Origin of the sequence: Adhaeribacter arboris, from assembly GCF_003023845.1 — a bacterium.
Classification (GTDB): Bacteria; Bacteroidota; Bacteroidia; order Cytophagales; family Hymenobacteraceae; genus Adhaeribacter; species Adhaeribacter arboris.
The window spans coordinates 5,140,710-5,166,783 of sequence record NZ_PYFT01000001.1 but is presented as its reverse complement, the minus strand read 5'-3'; the positions used below and the strand labels follow the sequence as shown (position 1 = coordinate 5,166,783).

20 protein-coding genes are annotated in these 26,074 nt (G+C 37.6%); 13 read left to right on the top strand and 7 right to left on the bottom strand.

What is annotated here, in order from left to right; all coding sequences use genetic code 11:
- Window positions 1-2: 2 nt before the first annotated feature.
- The 6 genes from AHMF7605_RS21000 to AHMF7605_RS20975 all read left to right on the top strand — a co-directional run bounded on the left by AHMF7605_RS21000 (window position 3) and on the right by AHMF7605_RS20975 (window position 9,474).
- A complete protein-coding gene (locus AHMF7605_RS21000) occupies window positions 3-6,122 on the top strand; it encodes a DEAD/DEAH box helicase (RefSeq protein ID WP_106931976.1) in 6,120 nt (2,039 codons plus the stop codon).
- Complete coding sequence (locus tag AHMF7605_RS20995) at window positions 6,119-7,180, top strand: PD-(D/E)XK nuclease family protein (protein ID WP_199200283.1); 1,062 nt, start codon at window positions 6,119-6,121, stop codon at window positions 7,178-7,180. Before AHMF7605_RS21000 ends, AHMF7605_RS20995 begins: the two co-directional genes overlap by 4 nt.
- Window positions 7,173-8,288 carry a DNA cytosine methyltransferase gene (locus tag AHMF7605_RS20990; protein WP_106931974.1) on the top strand — a complete coding sequence of 372 codons (1,116 nt, stop codon included), beginning with the start codon at window positions 7,173-7,175 and terminating at the stop codon, window positions 8,286-8,288. The genes AHMF7605_RS20995 and AHMF7605_RS20990 overlap by 8 nt, the downstream gene beginning before the upstream one ends.
- A gap of 9 nt (window positions 8,289-8,297) precedes the next feature.
- Window positions 8,298-8,555: a very short patch repair endonuclease gene (locus tag AHMF7605_RS31155; RefSeq protein ID WP_199200282.1), complete on the top strand. Its 258-nt coding sequence runs from the start codon at window positions 8,298-8,300 to the stop codon at window positions 8,553-8,555.
- A gap of 370 nt (window positions 8,556-8,925) precedes the next feature.
- On the top strand, window positions 8,926-9,195 hold the full coding sequence (locus AHMF7605_RS20980) for a helix-turn-helix domain-containing protein (RefSeq protein ID WP_106931973.1): 270 nt from the start codon (window positions 8,926-8,928) through the stop codon (window positions 9,193-9,195).
- Between the two features lie 3 nt (window positions 9,196-9,198).
- Window positions 9,199-9,474 carry a hypothetical protein gene (locus AHMF7605_RS20975; protein WP_106931972.1) on the top strand — a complete coding sequence of 92 codons (276 nt, stop codon included), beginning with the start codon at window positions 9,199-9,201 and terminating at the stop codon, window positions 9,472-9,474.
- A 14-nt stretch (window positions 9,475-9,488) separates the two neighbouring features.
- Here the strand turns inward: AHMF7605_RS20975 and AHMF7605_RS20970 are convergent, their stop codons facing one another.
- A complete protein-coding gene (locus AHMF7605_RS20970; protein WP_106931971.1) occupies window positions 9,489-10,127 on the bottom strand; it encodes a hypothetical protein in 639 nt (212 codons plus the stop codon).
- Window positions 10,128-10,162: 35 nt separating this feature from the next.
- Between AHMF7605_RS20970 and AHMF7605_RS20965 the strand changes: the two genes are divergently transcribed.
- Window positions 10,163-10,864: a hypothetical protein gene (locus tag AHMF7605_RS20965; RefSeq protein ID WP_106931970.1), complete on the top strand. Its 702-nt coding sequence runs from the start codon at window positions 10,163-10,165 to the stop codon at window positions 10,862-10,864.
- Between the two features lie 44 nt (window positions 10,865-10,908).
- Here AHMF7605_RS20965 and AHMF7605_RS20960 read toward each other — a convergent pair whose 3' ends face one another.
- On the bottom strand, window positions 10,909-12,012 hold the full coding sequence (locus tag AHMF7605_RS20960) for a hypothetical protein (protein WP_106931969.1): 1,104 nt from the start codon (window positions 12,010-12,012) through the stop codon (window positions 10,909-10,911).
- 169 nt (window positions 12,013-12,181) lie between these two features.
- Between AHMF7605_RS20960 and AHMF7605_RS20955 the strand changes: the two genes are divergently transcribed.
- The 3 genes from AHMF7605_RS20955 to mobF all read left to right on the top strand — a co-directional run bounded on the left by AHMF7605_RS20955 (window position 12,182) and on the right by mobF (window position 17,408).
- Window positions 12,182-13,690 (top strand): type IV secretory system conjugative DNA transfer family protein, encoded by a 1,509-nt coding sequence (locus AHMF7605_RS20955; RefSeq protein ID WP_106931968.1) that lies wholly within the window; start codon window positions 12,182-12,184, stop codon window positions 13,688-13,690.
- Window positions 13,691-13,730: 40 nt separating this feature from the next.
- Window positions 13,731-14,492 carry a hypothetical protein gene (locus AHMF7605_RS20950; protein WP_106931967.1) on the top strand — a complete coding sequence of 254 codons (762 nt, stop codon included), beginning with the start codon at window positions 13,731-13,733 and terminating at the stop codon, window positions 14,490-14,492.
- A gap of 171 nt (window positions 14,493-14,663) precedes the next feature.
- Window positions 14,664-17,408 carry a MobF family relaxase gene (gene mobF / locus AHMF7605_RS20945; protein ID WP_233219211.1) on the top strand — a complete coding sequence of 915 codons (2,745 nt, stop codon included), beginning with the start codon at window positions 14,664-14,666 and terminating at the stop codon, window positions 17,406-17,408.
- A gap of 425 nt (window positions 17,409-17,833) precedes the next feature.
- On the opposite strand, the gene AHMF7605_RS20935 is transcribed toward mobF, so the two are convergent.
- The 5 genes from AHMF7605_RS20935 to AHMF7605_RS20915 all read right to left on the bottom strand — a co-directional run bounded on the left by AHMF7605_RS20935 (window position 17,834) and on the right by AHMF7605_RS20915 (window position 22,868).
- Window positions 17,834-18,826 carry a hypothetical protein gene (locus tag AHMF7605_RS20935; RefSeq protein ID WP_106931964.1) on the bottom strand — a complete coding sequence of 331 codons (993 nt, stop codon included), beginning with the start codon at window positions 18,824-18,826 and terminating at the stop codon, window positions 17,834-17,836.
- A gap of 273 nt (window positions 18,827-19,099) precedes the next feature.
- The gene (locus tag AHMF7605_RS20930) at window positions 19,100-20,083 is read right to left on the bottom strand and encodes an ArdC family protein (RefSeq protein ID WP_199200281.1); all 984 of its coding nucleotides are present in this window, start codon (window positions 20,081-20,083) and stop codon (window positions 19,100-19,102) included.
- A gap of 311 nt (window positions 20,084-20,394) precedes the next feature.
- Window positions 20,395-21,306: a toprim domain-containing protein gene (locus AHMF7605_RS20925; RefSeq protein ID WP_233219210.1), complete on the bottom strand. Its 912-nt coding sequence runs from the start codon at window positions 21,304-21,306 to the stop codon at window positions 20,395-20,397.
- Between the two features lie 8 nt (window positions 21,307-21,314).
- On the bottom strand, window positions 21,315-21,506 hold the full coding sequence (locus AHMF7605_RS20920; RefSeq protein ID WP_106932813.1) for a helix-turn-helix domain-containing protein: 192 nt from the start codon (window positions 21,504-21,506) through the stop codon (window positions 21,315-21,317).
- A 300-nt stretch (window positions 21,507-21,806) separates the two neighbouring features.
- A complete protein-coding gene (locus AHMF7605_RS20915; RefSeq protein ID WP_106931962.1) occupies window positions 21,807-22,868 on the bottom strand; it encodes a hypothetical protein in 1,062 nt (353 codons plus the stop codon).
- Between the two features lie 359 nt (window positions 22,869-23,227).
- Here AHMF7605_RS20915 and AHMF7605_RS30215 point away from each other — a divergent pair, with 359 nt between their 5' ends.
- The 3 genes from AHMF7605_RS30215 (at window position 23,228) to AHMF7605_RS30620 (ending at window position 26,037) form a co-directional block, all read left to right on the top strand.
- The gene (locus AHMF7605_RS30215; protein WP_199200280.1) at window positions 23,228-24,319 is read left to right on the top strand and encodes a hypothetical protein; all 1,092 of its coding nucleotides are present in this window, start codon (window positions 23,228-23,230) and stop codon (window positions 24,317-24,319) included.
- Window positions 24,320-24,359: 40 nt separating this feature from the next.
- Window positions 24,360-25,586 carry a winged helix-turn-helix domain-containing protein gene (locus tag AHMF7605_RS20905; protein WP_106931961.1) on the top strand — a complete coding sequence of 409 codons (1,227 nt, stop codon included), beginning with the start codon at window positions 24,360-24,362 and terminating at the stop codon, window positions 25,584-25,586.
- Between the two features lie 127 nt (window positions 25,587-25,713).
- Window positions 25,714-26,037 (top strand): DUF4172 domain-containing protein, encoded by a 324-nt coding sequence (locus tag AHMF7605_RS30620; RefSeq protein ID WP_233219209.1) that lies wholly within the window; start codon window positions 25,714-25,716, stop codon window positions 26,035-26,037.
- The last annotated feature ends 37 nt before the right edge of the window (window positions 26,038-26,074 follow it).

Below are 26,074 nucleotides of genomic sequence, written 5' to 3'. Positions count from 1 at the left end.
GAATGAAAGATCCAATAGGTGCCTTTGAAACTATAAAAGAAAATTTTATCAGGTATGTTGAAACGGCGTTCGGAACCAAATTTGAAAGTATCGAAAAAGAACGATATGCTTTATTAAACTATGATAAAGTCTTATACCGTAAGCCTTGGATTGAAGTGCTTCCTGATTATATATCAAGTAATAAACACATTGAAGATTTAACACTTGAGGATTTAGGTAATGCCTTAAATCGAATAGAAAAAAATACATTTAAAGCCCTTGTACAAACAGGGCTATTTCCTTCGTATGCAAAGTTACACTCTCATCAGGCAGAAATGCTGAAAGAAAGTTTGAAGGGTAATAATTGTATTATTACCTCAGGAACTGGTTCCGGAAAAACGGAATCTTTTCTTCTTCCATTATTTGCGCAACTTTCAAAAGAGCTTTCAAATTGGAGCGCTCCTGGCACAAAGCCTGAATCTGTAGATAATTGGTGGAAAGATACAACTCAAGGAGGCTTAACTCAGGCACAAATTGTTAACGCTAACGACTTTAGTCTAGCAAATAATGTTAGGCAAAGGCATCACGAAACCAGACCGTCTGGTGTTAGAGCTTTAATTCTCTATCCAATGAATGCTTTAGTTGAAGATCAAATGAGCCGATTAAGAAAAGCATTAGATTCCGATGATACAAGAGCTTGGCTAAATGAAAATGCTAAAGGTAATGCAATCTTTTTTGGCAGGTATAATGGAAGCTCACCAGTAGCAGGTGAACTGAGGAGAATTAAAACTGATGGAACATCAACCATAAATAAAAGCAAAGTTGAGCAATTAACCGCACAGTTGAAACAGATGGAAAAAGATGCTGAACGAGTTGCACAATATATTCGACAAGAAAGACGTACCGCAGATGAAGCGAAGGAGCTAAAATCATTTTTTCAACGGCTCGATGGTTCAGAAATGCGATGTCGCTTTGATATGCAATTAGCTCCACCTGATATTTTAATTACAAATTACTCTATGTTGAGTATCATGCTCATGAGGGCAGTTGATTCAGGGATCTTTGAACGAACAAAAAGTTGGTTGGCTTGTAGCGATTTGCCAGAAGAACAAAGGGAAGCAGAAAAGAAAAATAGAATATTCCATTTAATAATTGATGAATTACACTTATACAGAGGCACTCAAGGAACGGAAGTAGCTTATTTATTAAAGTTAGTTTTAAACCGTTTAGGGTTACATCCACATCACGATCAGCTTCGAATACTAGCATCAAGTGCTTCGTTAGAAGCAGGCGACAATGAAGAAGGTAAAAAAAGTAAAAAATTTCTTGAAGATTTTTTTGGAATTGATAGCGATATAAAGCCATTCAAAATTATAGAAGGCAAAAATAATATTGTTCATTCTCTTAGTGAGACTGAGAGAAAGCTTCCAACAGGACCATTTATAAAAATTGCTGAAGCGTATGATACTGTAAAAGGTAATATTACCCATGATAATTTTATAGACATTTGCGAAAATTCTGCAAAAAATCTTGAAGGAATATATAAAATAGATAGGCGCTCAACTGGGATCGAAAGGCTTTTAAATGCAATTTCAAATCCTGCACTAAAGCTAAAGGAAAGATTATATAATGCCTGTGAAATAAGTGATAACGATAAAATAGCTTACAAGGCAGTTTGCTCAATAAAAGCAGACGGAGATGATAATAATAATCCCTGTTTTGCCGATACAATTTTCAATAGCGTAATTTCTTATGAAGAGTTGCAGATGGCTTTAAGGGGACTGTTAATAGTAAGAGCGATGCTTGATGAGCCTAGGTTTAAAATCATTGCTGATATAATCCCAGATCAAAGAAAGTTGCCCCGATATAGATTCCATTATTTTTTTAGAAACATAGAAGGTATGTGGGCTTCTATAAAATCAGATGATGTTGAAGTTAAATTTGCAGATAAAGAAAGAACAGCCGGCAAGCTTTATTCAACGACAAGAATTAACTCAGAGAATGGATACCGGGTTTTAGAATTACTGTATTGTGATAATTGTGGAACTACTTTGTTTGGTGGTAGTCGGTTAATAACAAGAAATGCTTCAGGAATTAGTTCATTTGAATTACTTCCTATAAGTCCTAATATTGAAGGTATCCCAGAAAAAACACCTGCCAAACTTGTAGAAAGACGTAGTTTTCAAGAATATGCTGTGTTTTGGCCTTGTGGAAACCAACAATTCACACCACATGATAAAGAACATGGAATCCCTGCAAACTACTGGAGACAGGTTACATTAAACGGCTATAATCAGATAGATTTTGAAGCGAGATGGGTTCCTGCATCACTTAATAACCTTTCTGGAGATATAGAATTTGGCTCCTCAGGACATGAAAAATCAGATGAAATCCCGAATGATTGGATAAAAGGCTACTATTTTACGATTATAAATAGTTCAGGAAGAGATATTGCTCTGCCAGACGCGAATGGTGAAATAAGTGCTGATGAAACCCATAAAGCACTTCCTAATGTTTGTCCATGCTGTGGAGTAAACCATCAGAATAGAAGGCAAGACAGACCTAAAAGAAAATTTACATCAATAAGAGGTTTCCGAACAGGTTTTGCTAAGACTACACAGATGTTTGCGAAGGAGTTAATGTACCAATTGCCAAATAGTGAGGCTGAAAGAAAGTTAGTTGTATTCTCTGACAGCCGAGAGGATGCTGCTCAAATAGCAAATGGAATCGAAAGAAACCATTTCACCGATTTACTTAGGGAGATTTTAGTTGATGAACTGCATAAAAAAGTATTAACAAAACATAATATTTTAAAAGCTTATGAAGCCGATGAACTTGATAAGATTGAGGGCTTTAAAGTTAGAAGCAGTTCGGAAGTTGAAGAAGTTGAAGGGCTAATTTCATTATCAGCTTTACCTGGAAGCCTTCCCTTAATAGTAGAACAAAGGAATAATGCAAAAAAACAGGTTGAAAAAATTCGTCAAAAGATTTTCAGCGTGAGAGAACTTGTAGATATAACTAATTCAGTAAATCTTGCACCATTGATTCGTCATTTTATTGAACTGGGAATTAATCCAGGAGGTAATGATATTGCTATCCAATCTCGGTTATTAAATTCTAAATTTGCTCCTTGGTATGAATTAATAGATTTTACAAGTTTTAAGTGGCAAGCTGGAGCAGACCAAGCTTTTATATATAACTTGAAAGAAGGTACCTTCAGTAATCTTGCGTCAATGTTTTTTGGTTCACTGTTTTATTCTTTTGAATCTTCTGCACTTGGATTTGTAACTATAAATCCAGATTTACAAAGTATATCTCAAGAAGCAAATACTTTAGCAATGAGGCAACAGGACCTTCTGCAGATAATAAATTCAACAATAAGAATTTTGGGAGATAAGTTTAAACATGATAAAGTTGAGGATTCAGATCCCTTCAATTTAATTGATTACACAAGGTTTCCAAGCCAAGTTAGAAGATATATTAGAGCAGTTGCAAATAGATTATCTAAGTCTGAAACTGAGTTAGGGAATTCCATTTTTAGTATTCTTTCGTCAAGCGGCCTTCTTGATGGGGCAAATGGAATCATTATTGAAGAGTTGTTTATTAAGGTTGCCACCAGAACAGATAATGTTTGGACTAGCTTGAGAGGCAACAGACCTCACCTGCATTTTAGTGGGGGCATTTGTACCTACTCACTTACGCCACTTAACACTCAACCAGATAAAGTTTGTAGCGATGTATGGAAGAAGAATTATTTATCATACAATGCTATAGAAGAACAAAGATCTCCAATTCGCTTGCATTGTGAAGAACTTACTGGTCAAACTGACGATCAATTTGAGAGACAAAGACATTTCAGAAATATTATTTTGCCGGATGAAGGTTATAAACAAGTAAAAACAATTGACTTATTAAGTGTAACAACAACATTGGAAGTTGGTGTTGATATAGGGGCATTACAGGCAGTAATGTTAGGGAATATGCCCCCACAAAGATTTAACTACCAACAAAGAGTTGGGCGGGCAGGTCGTAGGGGTCAAGCATATTCTGTTGTCTTAACTTTTTGCAGAGGTAGAAGCCATGATGAGTTTTACTTTTCAAATCCTCATAAAATTACAGGAGATGCTCCACCCACTCCTTTTCTTACAATGGGGCAGGAAAGGATTTTTAAACGATTACTTTCTAAAGAAATATTGCGAAGAATATACTTAACAATACAACCTAATGTGAATAATAATGAAGGTAAATCCAGCGTACATGGAGAATTTGGCACAGTAGATAATTGGATTGATTATAAAACTCAAATTATTAATTGGATTAGAAGCAGTTCAAAACAGGTTGAGGAAGTTGTAGATGCTTTACTTACACAGGAATTAAAACCAAATCGTGATAAGTTTATAAATTGGGTTTGTGATATAACAAGCAATGATGGCTTAATAGAAAAAATTCAAACCGTAGTTTATAATGAAGAGATTTCTACTAATGATATTTCAGAAAAACTAGCGGAAGGTGGCGTCCTTCCAATGTTTGGCATGCCTACGACTGTAAAAAACTTATATCACGGTATCAACCAACATTTAGAAACTCTAACGATTGATCGAGCCCAATCAATGGCGATATATGAATTTGCACCTGGATCTCAGAAGACAAAGGATAAGGCAATTCATCAAGTAATTGGTTTTACAACAGAGATTAAAAATAAGCTAAATCAATTTGGTAATCATAACTGGGATGGAAATCCTTTTTCGATAAACAAATGGATGTCAAGATGCCGAAGTTGCGGAGCTTTTAAAACCTATAATAGTAACAATGAGGTAAATGATGCGCTTTTGGCCTGTCAGAATTGCGGCGAACAAGGTGATAGCTACCAAAGGCCTGTTATTCTTAAAGCTCCAAAAGCATATAGAACAAATTTATCGCAGGGCAGTGATATGAGAGATGATAGTGAAATAATACTTTCCCGACCACCAATCTTTGCAGAAACAAACCGGGAAGACAGCAAGATTGATTTTACTAAAACTGGGAATGCAATTATATCAATAAGTGATAGAGATATAACATGGCGAGTTAATACTAATTCTGACCGTTTTTTTTCAGGGCGTTTATATGAAATAAGAAATGGATTTCCATTTGGGCTAAGTCAAGGATACAAATTTGTAAATCAATGGATAGTAGATGAATTTGCTAATAATTATTCTGATAATAATGGTTATGCTATGAATTTGCAAATGGTACTTAACAGTGTTGTAAGTGAAACAATTTGTATTGGAAATCATAAGAATACTGAAATATTAAGAATTGTTCCAGCATCTGTTCCATTAGAATTAGATTTAAATATGTTCTCAATGGACAGTGAGCCTCATTTCGTAAAGGCACAAGCAAATGGAGTTCGTTCTGGTTATTACTCGGCAGCATTCTTATTGCAAAGAATTTTAGCTGATAAACTTGACGTTGATCCTGCTGAAATAGAAATTGCTGATATCTCTATGAAATCTCTTGATGATGAAACAGGACGAAAAGTAGCAGAAATTATCTTGACAGATGAGTTGCCTAATGGCTCTGGCTTTGTAAGATATTTATATAATAACTTCCAAGAAGTATTAAATGAAGCAATGTTACCAGCTAATCCTAACTCGTATTTAGGAAAAATACATCTACATAAGCACCAAGAAAATTGTAAAGATGCCTGTTATGAGTGTTTAAAAGTTTACCGCAATATGAATTATCACAGCTTGCTTGATTGGCGATTAGGTTTTTCCTTGCTGAGAACTTTCAATGATGCACAGTATGTTTGCGGTACAGATAACAATTTTAATAATTATATAGAACTCAATGGTTGGCCTGAATTTGCAACCAAATTAAGGGATAATTTCTTTGAAAGTTTTTCATTTCGAAAAAAATTAAAAGGTGAAATTAATGGACTTCCCCTCATAAAATTTGGGAAAAATCATGAGAATGTAATTTTAATTATTCATCCTTATTGGGATTTGAAAAATATGAGAGTAGCTAATTGGTTAACTGAAATTGTTTATGAGTTAAGAGAGTATACAAATAATCTAGATGGTAATTTAAACTTTATTGATTCATTTAATTTGCATCGCAGGCCAGGATGGTGTTACGAAAAACTAGGAAGTAGATTATGAATAAAATTGGTAAAATCGAATATAAAGAAATCAAAAGGATTTCTCCAAGCCAGTTTTATTCTATAAAAAGTTGTGCATATAAATCTATTCTTGCTGAAGCATTCGAAAAAAAACCATTATTGCCAGTTTCTCCAAATGCATATTTAGGAACAGTATTGCATAAAATATTAGAACTAATTTCAATCAAAGAAATAAAAACAGATTTTGAACTTGAAACAAGATTTGATGCTGAAATTAATTCATTGGAAAAAAGATTGCTCCAAGAAGGGAATGGCTTCATTACCCCCCTTCAGAAAAGTGTTAAAGATTATGGTATAAAAAAGATTCAATTAAAAAAGCATTTAAGTAATTTACCTAGAAAAATAGTTGAATCGAAGGCCATAGCTGAGAAGTGGTTTGAATCAAAAGACGGCTTGATAGGTGGAAAAATTGATTTAATACTAGAGATTGGGCAAGATATAGAGATTATAGATTTTAAGACAGGGGCTATAACACAGGATACGCTAAACGAAAATGGTGAGATAAGTACAGAGATAAAAGATGAATATCTGGAACAACTGAAACTATACGCCTATCTTTTCTATGAGTGTACAAGCAGGTTCCCAACGCGATTAAGTTTAGTAGATTTAGCCAAACAAAAAATTTCGATAGAATTCTCATTAGAAGAATGTAAAGCAGCTTTTGATGATGCTAAAAAGGTTTTGGCAGAAACAAACAAAAGTATTAGTACTGGGTTTTATAATGCGAATGTAAATGAGAAGAATTGCATTTATTGTTTATATAGACCTGCCTGCTCATTTTATTTAAAAAACCTAAGTTTAAATAATGTTTATAATGATGTTAGTGGTTTTATTAAAAATGTAGTCCAATATTCAAATGGAAATATAACAGTTTTACTGGATAATGGATGTCATTCCGTTACAGTTACTGGATTTACAAATACTAATCCTGAATATTTTATTAGTAAGAGGAATCGACTTATTAATATTTTTAATTTAAGAAAAGGAATCCTTAGTAACGTTTATTCTGCGACTAAGACAACTACGATTTATGAGTGAGGAGTTAAAACTTCCTGTTATATCTTTTTTTACAGGAGGAGGGTTCATGGATATGGGCTTTTTAGATGCTGGATTTAATATTGTTTGGACAAATGAGTTAGATATAATATTCGCAGATTTATATGCTTCTGGAATAACATCATGGAAAAAGAGTAAAGGTATAGATGGGAATTTTAAAATATCTAATACTAATTCAATAAAAGATATTCATCCAGAAACTATTATCAAAGAGGCATTCAATGGGAAAAAGCCAAGTTGTTTTGGGGTTATAGGTGGTCCACCTTGCCAGGATTTTAGCTTAAATGGGAATTTGGATGGCTTTAAGGGCGACAAGGGATCTTTGACTGATGCTTTTTTATATAAGATAATAGAATTACAACCTGCATTTTTCGTAATGGAGAATGTTACAGGACTTTTAAAAGTAAAAAAAAGCGCAAAGCACTTTTTAGAGCTCTTAGAAGTTATGAAAGAGCAATTTCTTATAGATTTTGCAATTTTAAATAGTATTGATTTCGGAGTTCCTCAATTTCGAGAAAGAGTTTTTGTTATTGGAATAAATAAATACAAATTTGATATAAATAGAATTAACATTGGGATCGATGGAAGGTGGTTTCCCTTTCCTGTAAATAAAATTTATTCTAATTCTTCTACAAAATATAAATGGCCTGACCCAATTTCATTTGGTTCAAATGTAGAAGCACCAAAAAACATACCATTAGAACTATGTGTCCAATCTTGTTTGATTTCGCCTGAGCAGGAAAATAATATTGCAAATAGTTCAGAGTTTTTCAACATTCTTATACACCTTGATAGGCTTGATAAAATAAAGGAAGGAGAGACTAATAGGCCTTCATTTAAAAGATTACACCGTTACAAGTATAGTCCTACTACATGTTACGGCAATAATGAAGTACACTTACATCCATTTTTAAACAGAAGATTATCTGTAAGAGAATCGTTGCGTATACAAGGAGTCGAAGATTCGTACATTCTTCCTGCAAAACTTTCCTTAACAAAAAAATTTAAAATGATAGGCAATGGGGTTCCAGTCCCTTTAGCAAAGGCTGTAGGTAAAAGCCTTAGTGATTTTCTTGAAAGTATTTCTTAAAATATTAAGATGGATATATGGTCAAGTGAAAAGCGTAGTTTTGTAATGAGCCGTATTAAGGGCAAAAATACAAAGCCAGAAAAAATCCTTAGGACAATTCTGCATCAACTTGGGTATAGATTCCGAATCCATAAGAAGGACTTACCTGGAAAACCTGATGTTGTTCTGCCAAAATATAAAACTATAATCTTTGTTCATGGGTGTTTCTGGCATTATCATCAAGATTGTCGTGAAGGAAGAATTCCAAATACGAATACAAAGTTTTGAAAAGAAAAGTTATATAAGAATATAGAAAGGGATAAAAAGCATCAAGAAACTTGTAAGAAGTTAGGTTGGAGAGTACTTATAATTTGGGAATGTGAAATTGAAAAAAATTTGGAATCAGTAATAAATACATTTACTAAGTTTCTTAATACACCAAATAAATGATATCTCATAGAATTTCAAATTCTTGGAGCAAAACAAACAGTTAAATATCAATATAATTAAAAAAATATTTAAATTCCTCCTGAGCACTAAAATAAAGCTTGAAAGTATAAGACTTTACTTTTTATGTTCTTTCGATTGAAGCATTTAATGCAAAATGAAATCAATTAACTATAGACAAATTGTAGTAGCCAATTTTTTATAATTATATATGCAAGTCATTTGCCTTGAAGAATCAGCTTTCTATGCTTTGGTCGAGCAGGTAGTTGCCCGGCTGAAAGAAAAGCATAACGAAGAAAAAGAAAAATGGGTTTCTGATGAGCAAGCTATGCAACTCCTGAATATTAAATCCAAGACAACCTTGCAGAAGCTGCGGGATGAAGGGAAAATTCGCTACTCTCAGCCACAGAAGAAAATTATTCTATATGACCGGGATTCCATTGACGCTTATTTAGAGAAAAACGCCCGAAATCCTTTTTAATATATGGAAGAAGCGCACAAACCGGAGCCGGACTATCAGAAAGGCTTTAATGAAGGTTATACCATTGCTAAACACCTCCCTGAACTTGCCGAACAGTTAGCCAAGGCTACGGCAGAAAACTTACGCGGGAATGGTTTTCAAGAAGGACGGAACCAGTTTTTATCTGAAAAGGCGAAGGAACGTTATCCGTCCTGGCTGACCGGAGAGCGTACTAGCAAGGGGGAGAACGAACCAACTAAAACGATGGATAAAGACAAGGATATTGAACCGGAGCGGTAACTTTTTTTCTTTCACTAGTCTTTATCTTTTTCCTCTTTACCTTTTTCTGGGTTTGGTGTTTTATCTGGCGCTTTATCATCTTTTTCTATTACTTTCGTGGAGCTTAATGATTGTGAAAATCGGGCGGACATTGAGAGTGGTTTTTTCTCTTGCTGAGTTGGTTGCGGATTTGCTTGGTCAGGTGCGTCTTGCTCCCTTTCTGGAAGATCAGGGGCTGGTTCGCGGTTCAATTGGGCGTCTTTATAGTCTTGTGAAGCATCCAAATCCCTTGATTGGCTTTTAGCCGCCTCCATTTTCGTCGCATCCATTTTTTTATATGGATTGGGATATAGGCTTTCACGCGTTTTATCGCGTACCGTTCTGGCAGTTTGTGGGTCAGCGTCGACTATTTCTTTGTCTACCGAACGCATCACATCGTCTTTTATCTGACTTATCTGTTTTTCTAGGCTTTTTACCGTTTGGTTATGGTCTCCCGGCTGTCTAGGCCGTAAAAATACGGGTGGATTATATTGCGGTGCTGTTCCCCGATCACTGGGGACATTTTTAATTTGCTCCTCAATCTGTTGGATACGCTCTTGCGCCTCGCGCACCCTTTCACCGACATGGGAATATTCAGGTGGGAATGCATTTTCTATTTCGTCAGGACTTTCCATCTCCTTTTTGATTTTGTTTGACTGAAAATTCAGTTATGATAATATACGAAATAAAGTTATTTACGCCGAACAAAGGTTTAATAAAAGTGGATTGGCGCCAAAAAACAATTGATGAAGTATATAACGGTGATGTGGAGCAATTTAAGGAAGCATACGCGTTCGCTGTAGCTGAAGGACGCCGCTATGCTATCAAATGGCAAGATATTGCTGACGCAGCCATTACCCTGCCTGAGTACGAAGTTAAAGCACGGGATTTAATTGAGCGACTTTTAGGCTATTTTCCCCATGATTGCATTGTGCTGAAGTATGAGCCATTCTTGCGCGTTCTTATTCAAAACCATGAGCAAGGCATGTTAAGCGATGAGGCTTTTACTAAACAAGCGGAAGAGCACGTCAAATTGATACGTAATTTTGAAATGACTGAAAATGCTTGCCTTACTTATAAGCCATACGTTTACGAACAATATAAAACTTATTTGAATCATTACGAGGCCGATGTAAAAGCTAGACTTATCTCCTTTCTAAAATATGAACCGAAGTTGGAACATTCGGTTGTGGGAGAAATTTGGATGCGCGAAGTTATGTCTCAAGATACATTTCAGCTACCCTCTTACATAACACCGGTTGATTTTAAAGTAATCACTTTGATTAAATACCGCGAAGCGTTACTGGAATACGGGAAAGAAATTGCCGACGCCTCGCCTCTTTACGGTTTCGAGTCAGCCATTATAAAGTAGTCTAGCCATAGGCTTCAACCAAATTTTTTATTCAACTCACCTCATTAAATACTTTCTCGATGGATTTTTTCATACTCTTTAAGCCATTTTTCAAGGCTTCTTAAAGTATGACCGGCTTTGATAGATGTACGCCTATAATTCAGCCTTTCGTCGTGGAGGTATTGCAAAATATTTTTATCTACACCTTCAAAATCCTCTGTATAAAATTTTATACCCGGCAGTAAATTTGGAACCCGATAAATCTTAGGCTGTATGTCCGATTCCGCGTCCGGTATTTTTTGGAGCAGTAAGCTACCGCTAATTATTCTGCCTTCTGTTTCATAATTTAAATACTGCCCGATAAATATATCTCCGTTACCCGTGCCAATGTGTAGCTTGATATTCAGTTGCCTGGTTAAATCCGGCTCGGTACGGCAATTGATCACGAGTACTTGCTCCGAAGAAGTTAAAAAGTCGGTTTTACCGACATAATTGTAATGCTCTATCGCACCCGTATTTGTTAACGTCACTTTCAGATCAAATCCGGACATATCCGTAAAGGCAAATTCCACCTTTACCAGTGACCACTTGTCTTCTGCTGCATCTGGCAAGTCATCGTTACCATAAATGAATTTATCGTAACCATAAAAATACAGCCAAAATCTCTTCCCTAATAGCCGGGGCGTATAGCGTTTAGAGAGTAATTTGGCAGTTTGTTCGAGATAAAATTCAACATCTTCCCGAGGTTTCTCTGCTTTTATTGTAGGACGAGATTGGTTCAGGTGGGTATGGTGAAACAATCGTTCTTTGGAATCTACCGTTTCCAAAAATGCATTTAATTTATCTTTAAGGTCTTCTCCTTGATAATCTAGATAAATAAGGAAAGCGGTTAATTTATCTGGTCTGCTGAAGTTTAACAACGCTTCGCCTGATTTCTTGTAACGCCTCTCCGTTTTATATTTGACTTTATTCCTTAAATACAGCGGTTCAAAATCCCCGATTAATTCTCTAAAAAGAGACTGCGTATTATTAGGATAGTTCCAAATGGCTTCTTCCGTATCCGGTAGTTTATTGTTCGATAGTTTGCTAGTCCTTTGTTTGATATCCTTTTCAAATTTAGCTTTTACTTGATCATACAGCTTTGATGCTACAGAAACCAGCAACTCCATAGTTTGTAAAGTTTAGATTATCTTATTTTCCAAATTTCCTGATTTCCAAATTGACGTGGAAATTGTGTAAATCTAATGGAAATCGCTTTAATGGCAATATAATCGTTGTCTATTGCACTCACGATCAGTTGTTTGCTCCTTTGTATCACACAACGCAAATAGCTGTTTTATGAACTCGTTTGATTTAGAGATGCCGATTATAGAGCTTGCTTCGGGAACGGAGCGAAGCTATTGGACGATACGTCATGCCGTAGAAGGAACACAAATCTTCGGTGGCATTGGTTCCGGTAAAACTTCCGGTTCAGGCCGCATGTTAGCCTTGAAATATCTAGCTGCCGGTTTTGGTGGCCTAGTGCTCACTGTAAAGCCGGATGAAAAACAAGCTTGGCAGGAATACTGCCGAATTATCAATCGTGAAAACGATCTGATTATTCTTGAACCAGGCGGTGCTCATAGCTTCAATTTTCTTGAATATGAATCTACTCAAGCGGATGGCAGTGAAGCTATTACCGAAAACATTGTTGAAGTTCTCAAGACTGTTATACGAGCCGGTGAAGAAAAAGGGGAAGGAAAAAGCGACGATGCTTTTTGGGAAACCGCCTTGGACATGCTCATCTTTAATGTTATTGATCTGTGTAAGTTGGCTTATGGCACAGTGTCGGTGCAGCTAATGTTCGACATTGTCCAAACAATACCGAAAAATAAAGAGGGATTAAAAATCAACTCACCGGAGGATGCTAAGCCTTTTCACCAAGCCTTTGAGGAGGCACGGAAGAAAGTGATGTCACAAGTTGATGCCTGGACATTAGATCTTCCTGAGATTGAAAAACTAGATTTCGAAGATGAGGCCGTTTACGAAGCGGCCATGCTAGAAGCGCTCCCGGATGCACGGCTGTTCAAGTTTTTAGATCAGTTCTTTGTAGACAACTTTATATCCTTAAGTGATAAAACACGGTCGATCATTGATTTTACATTTTCGGGCTTCCTGTTCCGATTACTACGTGAGCCGATTTATTCCCTGTTTTGCCGGAATAGCTCCACCGTCACGCCGGAGGATAGTCTGAAAGGTAAGATTATCTTGGTTAATCTACCGGTAAAGCTTTACCACAAGGTAGGACGGGATTGTCAGATCCTCTTCAAATACATCTGGCAAAGGGCGATGGAAAAACGCAACGTGGTTCAGAATTCGCGTCCCATGTTTTTGTGGGCAGATGAAGCGCAGAACTTTTTGCATGAGCATGACGCGGATTATCAAGCTACAGCTAGAAGCAGCCGCATTGCCACTGTCTATATATCGCAGAACTTGCCAAATTACTATGCCAACATGGGCGGCCATAAGGCCGATTACCGGGTAAAAAGCTTTTTGGGCACTTTGGGCACCAAGATTTTTCATGCTAACGCGGATATAGAAACAAACCGTTATGCCTCGGAACTCATTGGAGAGGCTTTCTTTGAAGATCAGTCGGGTACGGTTAACGTAGGGGAGAATTTCTCTCAAAGTAGAACCCAATCGCTTAGGCTAGAAAAATTGGTGCGACCCGAAGAATTTATTCGCCTTAAAACGGGTGGTTCTAAAAACAACTACCGCGTGGAAGGTTATTTCCACCAGCAAGGCGATACCATCCGCAAAGGTCTCAACCATACAAAAATGGCTTTTAACCAAAATTATCAACCTTAATTATTTAAACCATTTGTTTCACTTTAACCTTTTATCACTTATGAAAAAAAATCTGTATTACCGTCAAGTCTTCCGGCGCAGGAACTACATTAAAGAATTGCTGCTGGATTTTTTCCTCTCCGTGGCCTCCATGCCACGCCTTTTGCTGGAAGTGTTTCTCCGGAAAAATATGGGCGAGAGATATTTCTCTCCTTTTGTAGCGAGCTTTGTATTTGTTGTATTCTTTTTCTTCCCTTACGCCATGGGTGGTATGTTTGGCTCGTATGGAGATACGTTACCTGAGATTATAAAAGATAATGTAAGCTGGTACTTATTTTTAGCCGCATATGCCGCTGGCTGTTTTTTTCGTTGGCAGGAAGTTATCCGTCTACCTTCCGTTTTTGACTTTGCCCGCTATAGTCTCTCTGCCGGCAGAATTCATCCGATCTTTTATGCGATACGCATCGGCGGCAAACCCGTTGATAAACGGGGCATTGAAATAATATTGGAACCCGCCCCTTTCTTTTTAATTGGCTTGCTTCTCTTATGGATGGATCAACGGGTCGGTATGTTGCTAATAACATCTAGTATCGTGTACTCTCTAAGTTACATAGCTGCTTACCATAAAGGCGACGACTTTATAATGGATAAGATAGATGAGATGATTTGTAATGAGGAGTTGGTTTCTGCCTTTGTCGATGAGCTTGATGCCAGTCAAACGCGCGGAGTTCATTTTTACGGTCACAAACCTGCCGATCCAGGAACACGGCGGCAGCTTGCCAAGGCCTTTATAGAAGAAGACGATCTAGTAGAAGCCCGCTAGTAATTGTCCTAAGCAGTGCTTAGGGAAGAAGTCTGATGATTTTTCTTTAACCAGCCTATCTGATCCCTTTGCACTGCTTCCTTTTTCCTACCGGTTTATCCCTTATGCACTAACAGTAACGAGAGCACAAACAGCCGCCATTACCTTGTAAACGCCTGTAATATTTCAGCTATGATTCGTATGATTCAAAGCAACTCAGCCGGTCACGCCAAGGCGTATTTTTCCGATGCCCTCTCCCGTTCGGATTACTACATAGACGATCAGGAACTCCAAGGTAGCATGCACGGTCGCCTCGCTGAACGTTTAAATCTGACTGGGCAGGCCAACAAGGAATCCTTCTTTGCCCTTTGTGAAAATATCAACCCTGCAACTGGTGAACCAATCACCCCGCGCACCAAAGAAGAGCGCACGATTGGCTACGATATTAATTTTCATTGTCCCAAATCCGTCTCCATCATCCACGCACTTTCTAAGGACGATCATTTGTTAAAAGCATTTGAAGAAAGTGTTCAGGCAACAATGCACGACATGGAACAAGATAGTAAAACGCGGGTACGGAAAGAAGGCAAGTACGATGATCGGAACACCGGTGAATTAATGTGGGCAGAGTTCGTTCATCAAACCGCTCGGCCTGTCGATGGTTCTGTCCCCGATCCCCATTTACATGCTCATTGCTTTGTCTTCAACGCTACTTGGGATGAGCAGGAAAAGCAAATCAAAGCCGGCCAATTCCGCGATATTAAACGTGACATGCCCTATTACCAGGCTCGTTTTCACAAGCAACTTTCCGACCGTTTAATCAAATTGGGCTACCAGGTACGCCGCACTGAAAAATCATTTGAAGTGGAAGGTGTGCCGCAGAAAGCCATTGATCTTTTTTCCAAGCGGACGGATGAAATCGGGCGCATTGCCAAAGAGAAAGGGATTACCGATGCCAAAGAGCTTAGTGAATTAGGCGCACGTACCCGCGCAAAAAAGCAAAAGGGTAGGAGCATGACCGAACTGAAAGCCGAATGGCGGCGACAAATCAAAGAACTGGTTCCGAATGAGCAAGGCGAAGGTGAGCGCATTATCCGTTTTGCCCCGGAAAAAGAAAAAGTTACGCTTTCTCCTTCTCAATGCGTCGACCATGCTTTATTGCACGGCTTTGAGCGAGCTTCTGTTATGCCGGATCGCCGTTTACTGGAAACTGCCTATCGCCATAGTTTAGGTAGCACCACGATTTCCCTTGAGGCCATTACGGAACGCTTTCGCACGGATGAACGCATTATTCAGGTAAAGGAAAAGTCACGAACATTTTGCACTACCCGCCAAGTTTTATCCGAAGAAAAGGAAATGGTTGATTTAGCCCGGCTAGGACAAGGTAAACTCAAGCCTCTTTATACCAATACGCCTAAACTGCAACTGGACGGTCAGCAAGCCGCTGCTGTTCAGCATGTGCTTACCACCCCCCACCGGGTTTCGATCATCCGCGGTGCTGCCGGTACGGGCAAGACCACCCTGATGAAAGAAGCCGTTGCCCACATGGAAAAAGCCGGTAAAAAGGTCACCGTTGTTGCTCCTACCGCTCAGGCTTCTCGCGGCGTATTACGGGAAGAAGGGTTCAGTAAAGCGGAAACGGTTGCCAAATTACTAACCGACGAAAAATTACAGCAACAATTAAAGAACCAAGTCCTTTGGGTAGATGAAGCCGGGCTGCTGGGCACGAAGGATATGAAGGCATTGCTCGATTTGGCTACTAAGCAAAATGCTCGGCTAATCTTAGGGGGCGATACGCGTCAGCACGCCAGTGTGATCAGAGGCGATGCCCTGCGCATTCTCAATACAGTCGGCGGAATTAAAACGGCTGAGGTAAGCAAAATCTACCGGCAAAGAAATGAACATTACCGCGCCGCCGTGCAAGATTTATCCAAAGGTGAGGTGAAGGACGCTTTCGAGAAACTGGATAGTATCGGCTCGATCCAAAGCATTGATCCGTTAAAACCCAATAAAGCTTTAGTGGATGATTACGTTGAATCGATCAAGAAAGGAAAATCGGCTTTAGTGGTTTCCCCGACGCATGAGCAAGGCGACCAAGTCACAAAAGACATCCGCCAGAAACTCAAAGCAAACGGATTAATAGGCAAAAAAGAAATTTCAGCGACCCGCCTTGCCAACCTTAACCTAACGGAAGCGCAAAAAAGCGACTGGCGAAATCTTCAAAAAGGTCAAGTCGTTCAGTTCAATCAGAACGCGCCTGGCATTAAGCGAGGCAGTATGTGGACGGTCGATAGCAGTTCAGAAAAGGGAGTGACCATTAAAAATCAGGAGGGAAAAGTACTCCCCTTGCCGATGCAGAAAAGCGGTGACTATGACCTTTACCGCAAAGATGAAATCGCTCTGGCGAAGGGGGACACGATCCGCATAACCCGCAACGGCTTTGATGAAGAAAAGAAACGGCTGAATAACGGGCAAACTTTGGAAGTCGTATCTGTCCGCAAGAATGGCAGTTTACTCCTTCGCAACAATATCAGCAAAGGCACTTATGAGCTAAAACAAGATTACGGGCATTTAGCGCATGCGCATTGCATCACTTCTCATGCTTCGCAAGGCAAAACGGTCGATGAAGTCTTTATCTCGCAACCGGCAGCAACCTTTCCCGCCACAGATTCTAAACAGTTCTATGTTTCTGTCTCGCGTGGGCGGGAACGTGCCCGCATTTACACAGACGACAAAGAACAATTGCTGGAACACGCTTCCGAGTTAGGCGAACGGCAATCCGCCCTAGAGTTAGTCGGGAAGCGAAGCCAAACCAAGGATATAACGCACCAACGAATCAGAGAAGATATAAATTGGGGTTCTTCACAAATAGATAAATCCAGAGACAAAGAGCCTTCCTCACTGCAAAAAGACCGGGACTATGAGCCAAGGATTTAAACTTCGCTACGACCAAATGCGGGAAAATGACCCCACTAAGGTTGATACGGATTCAAAGGTAAGCCATAAAAATGACTATTATGACTCACCGGGTAACTCTAGAAGCTTGTGCTTGGTATGGCCGGATGGTAGACGGGTATTTTTAAGCTACTCCTATCTAGTCTCCGGTGAGTTCAAGCTAGATGGAGATAAGAATGTGATTACTCTTACTTTCTCTTCTTATAAAGTCATTTTAAAAGGCTTCGGCCTTCAACCGCTTTTTATGGCTCTACTTGATCATCTACCCCGGATGATTGTGGCAATAGACTCCCGATATGCTTTATCCGACAATATGAAAGATGTGTTAGTGACTGATATGGTAGTGCAAAAAGACGACTAAGTTTTAATTGACTGCTTTGAGCTTAAAAGGACTACTAAGATAAGTGCTATTTATTTTGCTTATTTTTTAATTCCATAAATGCAACTTTCAAAGACTCAACATCTGTCCTGTAAACCTTAGTATTTACAATGTCTCTAGGATTAACTGAAAGGGCAAAATTACTTATCGTAAAATCTTTGGTATTCCTGATTACAAGTGTTGGTCGTGATGAAAATTCAGGAGCTTCAAATGTCTCCTTATTATTAAAATGTTCGTCCTTAAATAAAGTTAATCTTGGCGCAAAATGAAAGTTATCGATTATTCTTTGATCAATAATAGCGTTAAATACCAGTTTATCTGACTCTTCCGGTAAGCAGATAATTTTTACTCCTACCTTAATTTCGAAGGGCTTTGATTTAAAAGATTCCTGACCCGAATAAACGATTGCTCGTATTTTATTACTCTCGTTCGGAAATCTATTACTTAATATTTTATCATAATTATCATAATTGTCAGATTTGAAGATTATTTCACCATCAGATGCCAAAGCTCTATATCGCTTTGTTTGTTTTCCAGTTTCAATATTCTCTAACGCAACTAATATATCTCCATTTTTCCCACTAGATGTCCAAGTTACTGTAATAGGATCAAGATCAACTATTTGATTATTATCTCTGCTATCGGTATTCTGAACTTGAATATTATCTATTTGAAGAGGTACCGGTCTAGTAAATAAATAAATTCCAACAAGTAGTAAAATCGCACAAAGCGAGTAAACAAATAAGTTTGTTCTATATTGGTTAGTTAGTGATTTATCTAAAAGTTTCCGGTCACCTTCAGAAATTTTATCTCGTAATCTATAGTCAGTTTTTAAGATTTTAACTTTTTCTGAATCAGAAAGCTTGTCTAGTTGGTTGTAAAACCCTGGTTCGTTGTACCTTAATTTTTCTAGAATAGATTTGATAATTGGATCTTCGGTAATGCTTTTCTTTAGTATTAAATATATTACAAAACCAATAATTCCTAGGATTGCTGGTAACGTTGTTAAAAAATTAAACATAGAATAGTTTATATTTAGCCTATGAAGAATAACTGTAATTTACTGTATATCCAACGATTAGATGTCTTTTGAAGATATTTCTTTTACTTCTACATTAAATTTATTCTTTGAATGCTAATAAGAAGGTTTAGCTAATTAAAGCCATTTCTTGTTTAAGTTGGAGATAAGAGGTAACCAAGAAATTAGCTAAAGCCAAGCATTTAAACCGGGAGATTGTCACGAAAAATGCCCCAATATTTGTTGGGGCATTTAGTTTTATTTCATTAGCCCTTACTAAGGCTGCAATCCTCTTAGATAATGCACGGCTTTGGATGCTTTACTAGCTGCGGTGATAATACAATGCTTGTTATCTTTAAGCGCTTTCAACCAGCTAGCGATGTAGTTGGCGTGATCGCCTTTTTCGGCTGAGGTTATATCGTATTCCGCACAAAGGAAGGCCGCCCCAAGCTCGGCTACTAATTCCTCGGTAGCATAATTCTGATCGCCAAACTTTTTGCACTTAGCGCGGTCGATCCGATTAGGTGCTCCAGACCAATGCACCAGTTCGTGTAATAATGTGGAATAATAACCTTCTGTGGCGGTACAAGCTTCCGTATCAATGAAAGCTTCGGTAAAAGGCATATAGATTTTATCTTCTTTAGGGCTGTAACAGGCTCCTCGTTGACTGTGTTCGATAATCGCCTGCGTATTGTTTATAAAACAATCCATTGTCTGGATTCTCTCAACTAGGGACTGCTTAGGTTGTTGGGTATCATCCGTATTGGTTGGCTGATAGCTGCTTAATTGGCATCTGTTGAAGACATAGGAAGTTTTCAGGAAAGGTATTTTGCGAATTTCGTCATCTTCTTCCTTTTCCAAGACGTCATAGTAAACGACCATTGCCCCCTTTTCGCCTTTACGGATCATTTCCTTTTTGTCCGCCCATTGTTTGAATGTTCCCCATTCGGCAGAAGCAAATTGTTTCTCGATAGCAGAACTCCAAAGCAGGACGATGTTGATACCGCGATAATGGTTTTGGGTAATGCTGTTGTAAGGAAGACCGAAGGCTTTCGTTTCTTCTCCTTGCCAGGGTTTGTGCCACGGCACGGTGCCCTTTTCCAATTGCTTGATAATAGTATCCGTTACTTCTTGATGGATATCCCGGCGTTGAGATGTTTGTCCTCTTGCTGAGGCGTTTGTTGTGTGGGACATGGCAGGTTCCTTTCCTGTTTGGGTGATGGTTACAGGGGATGAAGCAACCGAAGTTTGAGCGACCAAACCGGCTGTAATTTTGGAGGGGCGAGGAAAGCCCGTTAGGGCTGGAGAAAATTATTGTTGGTGGCGGGAGCGACTTCGGTTAATCACCTGTCCTTGAAACCAGAAGTCCAATCTAGACAGGACAAGGATCAACTGGATCATCTCAGCTAGCCCTCTTAGGCAAATGCCTTCCTAAGCGGATATACTAAGGTGGTTTGATATTTAAAGATCAAAGGTTGGTTGCTTGTGCCGAAGCATTAGCTCAAGACAAGCGAGATCAAGAAAATGAGCTTATTTTTTAATTGCACTTACCTATCGGGGCGATTTATCATCTATGTTGAAAGTCCGAGGGCATGCATGTGCCAGGCATTCACATCTTTGTGCGGTGTAAATGTGGCGTTCACGGGCTTGTGCTGGAGATTTTCTTCCGTGCGCACAAATTCGGCTAATGCTTTTGTCGCTTTTTTTCCGGGTGCGTCATTATCCATCCAGCTAAAGAGTATACGGTAACCGTAGCCTTTGATATAAGGAAATGCTTCCGGCAAACAGGAAAGAGAATTCAGAACAATGCTATCGCCGTTCAACTGCTCTTGTTTGCAAGAAGCTACAGCCGAAAGGTAATCCATGAAGCCTTCGAATAAGTGAATTTCAACAGGTTTCGGGATTGCACCCCTAATGAAGGTTATCGTCTTCGGCGCAACACAGCTTTTGAAAAACGGGTTACGCAACTCATAGCCGCCGTCCTCATTCGGAAAACCAAGAGCAAACATTTCTTTGCCATTTTCCAAACTTTGTACATGGACTTCTTTTAAGTGCCTTTTGGCTAACGGCAATGGTATGCCACGTTTGTCCAAATATCGGACAAGAGCAAGGTGCTGAATAGGTTTGACCGATTTCAGTTGCCAGCCTTTATCCTCGTCAGCAGTACAAGCTTTTTGGCTCAAGGCAATTGGGGTAAAATTGCCGGCAGTGCTACGAAGCCAACGCAGTGCATCCGCTACGGTTGCATCTTCTCCGCACACTTGCAAATACGCACAAACCAGATCAATGCCATTACCGCCTTTACCTTCCCCGAAATCATACCAGACATTTCTGACCTTATGGACATGCAAACTGGCGGTGCGCTCCTGCCGTAGAGGCGAAAGATACCGAATCTCGCGCTCATTTTGCCGGAATGGAGCAACGCCAATTCTCTCCATGATAAGCGGAATCGGTATCGTTTTAGCCTGTTCAATATTCACCATGATTCTCCTTAGCGCTTAAGTTGAGAATTTAAAAAGTCGTCCAGGTCGGTACGGCGATAACGAACCGCTCTGCCTACTTTGATGGGTTTTAGATCGTAGCGTTTGGTGCAATCCCAAACTGCCAGTGTGCCGGGAGAAACGCTCAAGTATTTAGCTGCCGATTTGCGATCAAGCAGCGGTTCGGGTATAGTCTCTTTCACTATTGTCTCCATGAAGGGTGTGTGGCGGAATCGACTAAAGCCTTTTGCAAGACTTGCTATTTAGGTTTTAAATCCTATTATAGGCTCCGCAATCCTGTCAATGGGAACTTGATCCTATTAACAACAAATAATGTATATAATTACCGCTTAATTTGTTAATTCCTCTATCTTATAGTTCATACGAATAAATCGAATGCAATATGTCTTGTAGAAGAATATTTAAAATAATTTCTAATTTGATTAAAATTATAGAATGTAAAATAGAAATAGATTAAAACCGATATACTTTACATATTTTTGCTAAGTATTAAAGAATTTAATAGAAGAATTACGCAACCATATTGCCTTATTTAGAGGCAATTCGTAGAAGTCTAATGAATCTTGCCTGACCTCAGCAAAACTCACAATTTCAAATCCTAGTTTAGTCATTAACTCTTCACCTTCATCTGTTCCTCCTATTGCACCTATTACTAGGTTGGGATTTGAAATATCAGCTATTCTGTCAATTAATTGTAAAAAGGAGAAGATAAACTTAGACATTAACGCGGTTGTCATACAATTAAACCCTTCAATGTATAAATAGGAAACATTGTATTTATCATTTGGCTGGTGTAAATCTGTATGTTTTATTCCTCTTTCATCAATAACACCATTTCTTATTTTGAAGTAGGATTCTTCAGTTAAGGGTAAAATATTTATATTTGCAATTACTTTATCTTGGTTGTCTTTAATAACATAAAAAATAAATGGATTTTGCCGCCACCATGGAACCTTAATAACAGGTCCATTCACAGGACAATTTTTATACCTGCCATTTCGAGCAAAATCATAGATTTTTTCTATATCTTCTTCAGTTGCTATCTGAATTTCTCTTTTCAAATCTTCAAAGTTTGTAGTTGGTACATTGAATTCGGATGCATCAAAATGTAGCATATACTCCGCTTTTTTCTTGGCATGCTTATTAATTCGAAAAATCAGAGCCTTATCCAATTTTTGGATGCTCTTCCTTCTTGCGACAAGCAATTGACAGTCTCTAAAGGTTTTATGACCAACCTGGGACTCTTCAAATGATTTCCAACTATTTGGTAAATTATAATAACTAACCTTCAGGCTTAGAGTTTTACATAACTTGTCAAGAGTTCTTCTTTTAAAAAATTTAATTTGAGTATCAGCTCGAAGGATTTTTTTTAAAAATTCTTCACCATTTGCACTAGAATGATCATCAACTTGATTGTATCTTGCTATAATGTCGTAATCCTGACTAGTAAAAGAACGATTCAAATCTCCATATTGTGATAATAACCACAGGTTTTTCCAAAGTCTGATTAGAAATGGATTAGCAAGAATTGTATCAGCAGCCATAAAAGAAATAAATCAATCGCTATTTTTTATTAATCAATTAAATATAAGAAATTAAGTGCATATAGCACAAATTTATCATCCGTAGTCGATATATTCTGTAAATTAACTATATAACTTATTTCTATATTATCTAAGGATTATATATGGTTTGTTCAATTAGTGATTAGGATAGTGTTCAAGTTTACTCTTTACTATGCGTAGTGACTTGCGAATAGTAGCACCCATAGCTTTAATCTTTCAGAAATACGGCATAAGCTAATGTTAAATTAATATTTAGTTTTTTCTTAAATACCTCCTTTTGTCCTTTGCTTGGACAAAAGGAGGTATGAATTTAGGTCATAATTATAACACATACAATTATGGCACTAAAGCAAATTGCAGAATCTTTCCAAAATGATGGAAATTTCTGCCAGTTAGATTTAAAAGACATTGGGTTTAATGGCCCAACAATGAGGATTGAAACTTTTCGATGCAGTCAACCTATTAACCAATATGGTAAGACTAAAGCTGGTACTTCAGCTAAGGCATTAAGTGGTGTAGATCATCTTACTCCAAATAGTGGAAGTATTTTCAGACATATTTTCTCCGTTGAACAAAATAATAGAATGAAAGTTACTTTGGAAATAAGAGAAACTTTCAACGAAGAAGGTAAATGGTCAATATTGGCTCGGGACTTAGATTATGAAAGTGAAAGCTTTGGGACAACTATGCAAATATTAGTCTTTCCTTCAAGCGAAACTGGTTATTACTTAAGTTACAAAGTGCTAAGAAACAAATGTTTTCCTTTAATGGTAACCTCCCCACTAACAACTTCTATAAATGAAATTACTAACTTAAAAGATATTAGTTTCATAATGAATCAACAAGATTTAATCATTTTTTCTGATACCATAAATCTTAGCTTGTTTGATGAACCTAATGAAGTACATACTAAAATGGAAAAAGTTAGGAAGTTCGTGCAAAATTTTTATAGTTGGACTCAAAACATAAAAGTTTACCAAAGATTTGGCGATTTCAGAGATAAATGTGTTCATGACGGCACAAATCTAACCGGAACAAATCCCAAACTTGCTTCAGAATATTTATTAATTAGGGCGTATAGAAGTTCTTTAACATTTTTAGGTGCTGTTTTTGATGAAGATATGTACTTATCTGCGGGTGATACATTGGTGAATGCTGATTTTCCATTAAAACGCGATCCTAAGCCTGGTGTATATACACCCTTCTTAAATGCCTATTTCTTAGATATTGGTATCTATAAATTGGGTTTAGATAAAGTACACAGTGATTATGGAGGTGTACCAATGAAAGTCGCTCCTGGCAGCCGATTAGAAAATGGTACTCAGCCTATAATTGATTCAAAGAACGCAAATGTAACGATAGCAAATTTGGCAGCATTATTTTTCCAACCGCAAATTTTACCTCTTAAATTTCACTATGAAGTGTTGTAATATAAAGCCTAAGATTTAATCTTAGGCTTTACTTATCTGTATGAAATATACCAAAGAGAACATAAAAAGTTATATACTTTATAATCAAAATCTTTTTTCACATAGTGAAAGAAAAATGTATTATTCATTAAAGGATTTAATGGATTGTATATGCCGGATGGGTGTAATTCAAATAGATTCAATAAATGTTGTTGAAAGAAGCCATTATCTTACATTATGGAGTAGATTAGGTTTCTACAATAAATCTGATTTAGATAGTCTCATTTATGGCGAACAAAAACAGTTGTTTGAATATTGGTTTCATTGTGCATCATTAATACCACTAAATATATATAAATATTTAGCGGACAAAATGGATACTTACAAGAACAATAATGATAAATGGAGTAAAGAATGGCTTAGCCAGCCCGAAAATTTAATTTTAATGAAACAAGTGTATGAACACGTAAAAAGTCACGGTAATGTTCGCTCTGCTGATTTTGATGAAGAAAAACCTATTGGTGGCTGGTGGAACAGAAAGCCAACTAAAAATGCACTTGAGCAACTTTATAACAGAGGAGATCTTATGGTTACTGATAGAGTAAATTTTTGTCGAATTTATGATATTAAGGAACGCGTTCTTCCTAATTGGGTAGATAAAAGTCAAATCTCTTTTCAAGAAGCAATAGCATTTAAATTAACTCTTTCTGCCAAATGTCTAGGCGTTTTCTTTTTACAAGAACTAATGAATTATGCTAATATAAGAAAATCTTCAATTGAAGGTGTATTAGCATCTATAATAAAAAAAGGAGAAATTATACCGATTGAAGTAGCCGAATTTCGTGAACCAATGTATATTCACAAGGAGAAAATTAGTGACTTAAGCAACTTTACTGAAGCAAATATAGATTCCACATGGACAACCTTTTTATCGCCTTTCGATTGTATTTTTTGGAATAAAAAGCGTAATAGAGTAATATTTGATTTTGAAAATGTATTTGAAGCTTATAAACCAGAAAAAAGTCGTAAGTGGGGTTATTATAACATGCCTATTCTTTATAGAGGAAATTTTATAGGTCGAATTGATCCCAAAGTTGACAGACAGAGTAAGAAGCTTATTTTGAAATCCATTTTTCTAGAAAAAGGTATTAAAATTTCAGAAAGTTTAATAAAAGATATCTCTCGTACGTTAGCTGATTTTCAACGTTTTAATAATGCTAATAGTATAGAGATTCACTTTTCGAACAGTGATGAATTTAGACGAAAATTAATTAAGAGTGGTATATGAAATGAACTTGATTTTATTTACCACGCTATTTGGCACATTTTTCTATCATCTTTGAGCCGAATAAACAATATATTCGGCTCATGATATAAACTGACAACAACCTGACTGGCCTAATTTTAAATATGATTTGCGGAATACGGAAGACGCCTTATTCCATTTCGCTGAGCAAATAGGCCATGTTAGTGGCATTTTAAAGGTAATACCGGATGATATCCGAATGGAAGCTGTTATCGATATAATGGTTGCCGAAGCGATTAGAACTTCAGAAATTGAGAGTGAGTATCTAAGTCGCCAAGATGTTGTTTCATTTATTCGCAATAATCTTGGACTTAATCAGACCCATGACCCTGTCAAAGATAGGAGAGCACAAGGGGCTAGCGAATTGATGGTAGATGTCCAAAGAACTTACGCTGAAGCCATGACAGAAGAAAAGACTCTTCTAATGGCATAAAATGCTTTTAAAAGGAAATATAAGAATCAATCTTGGC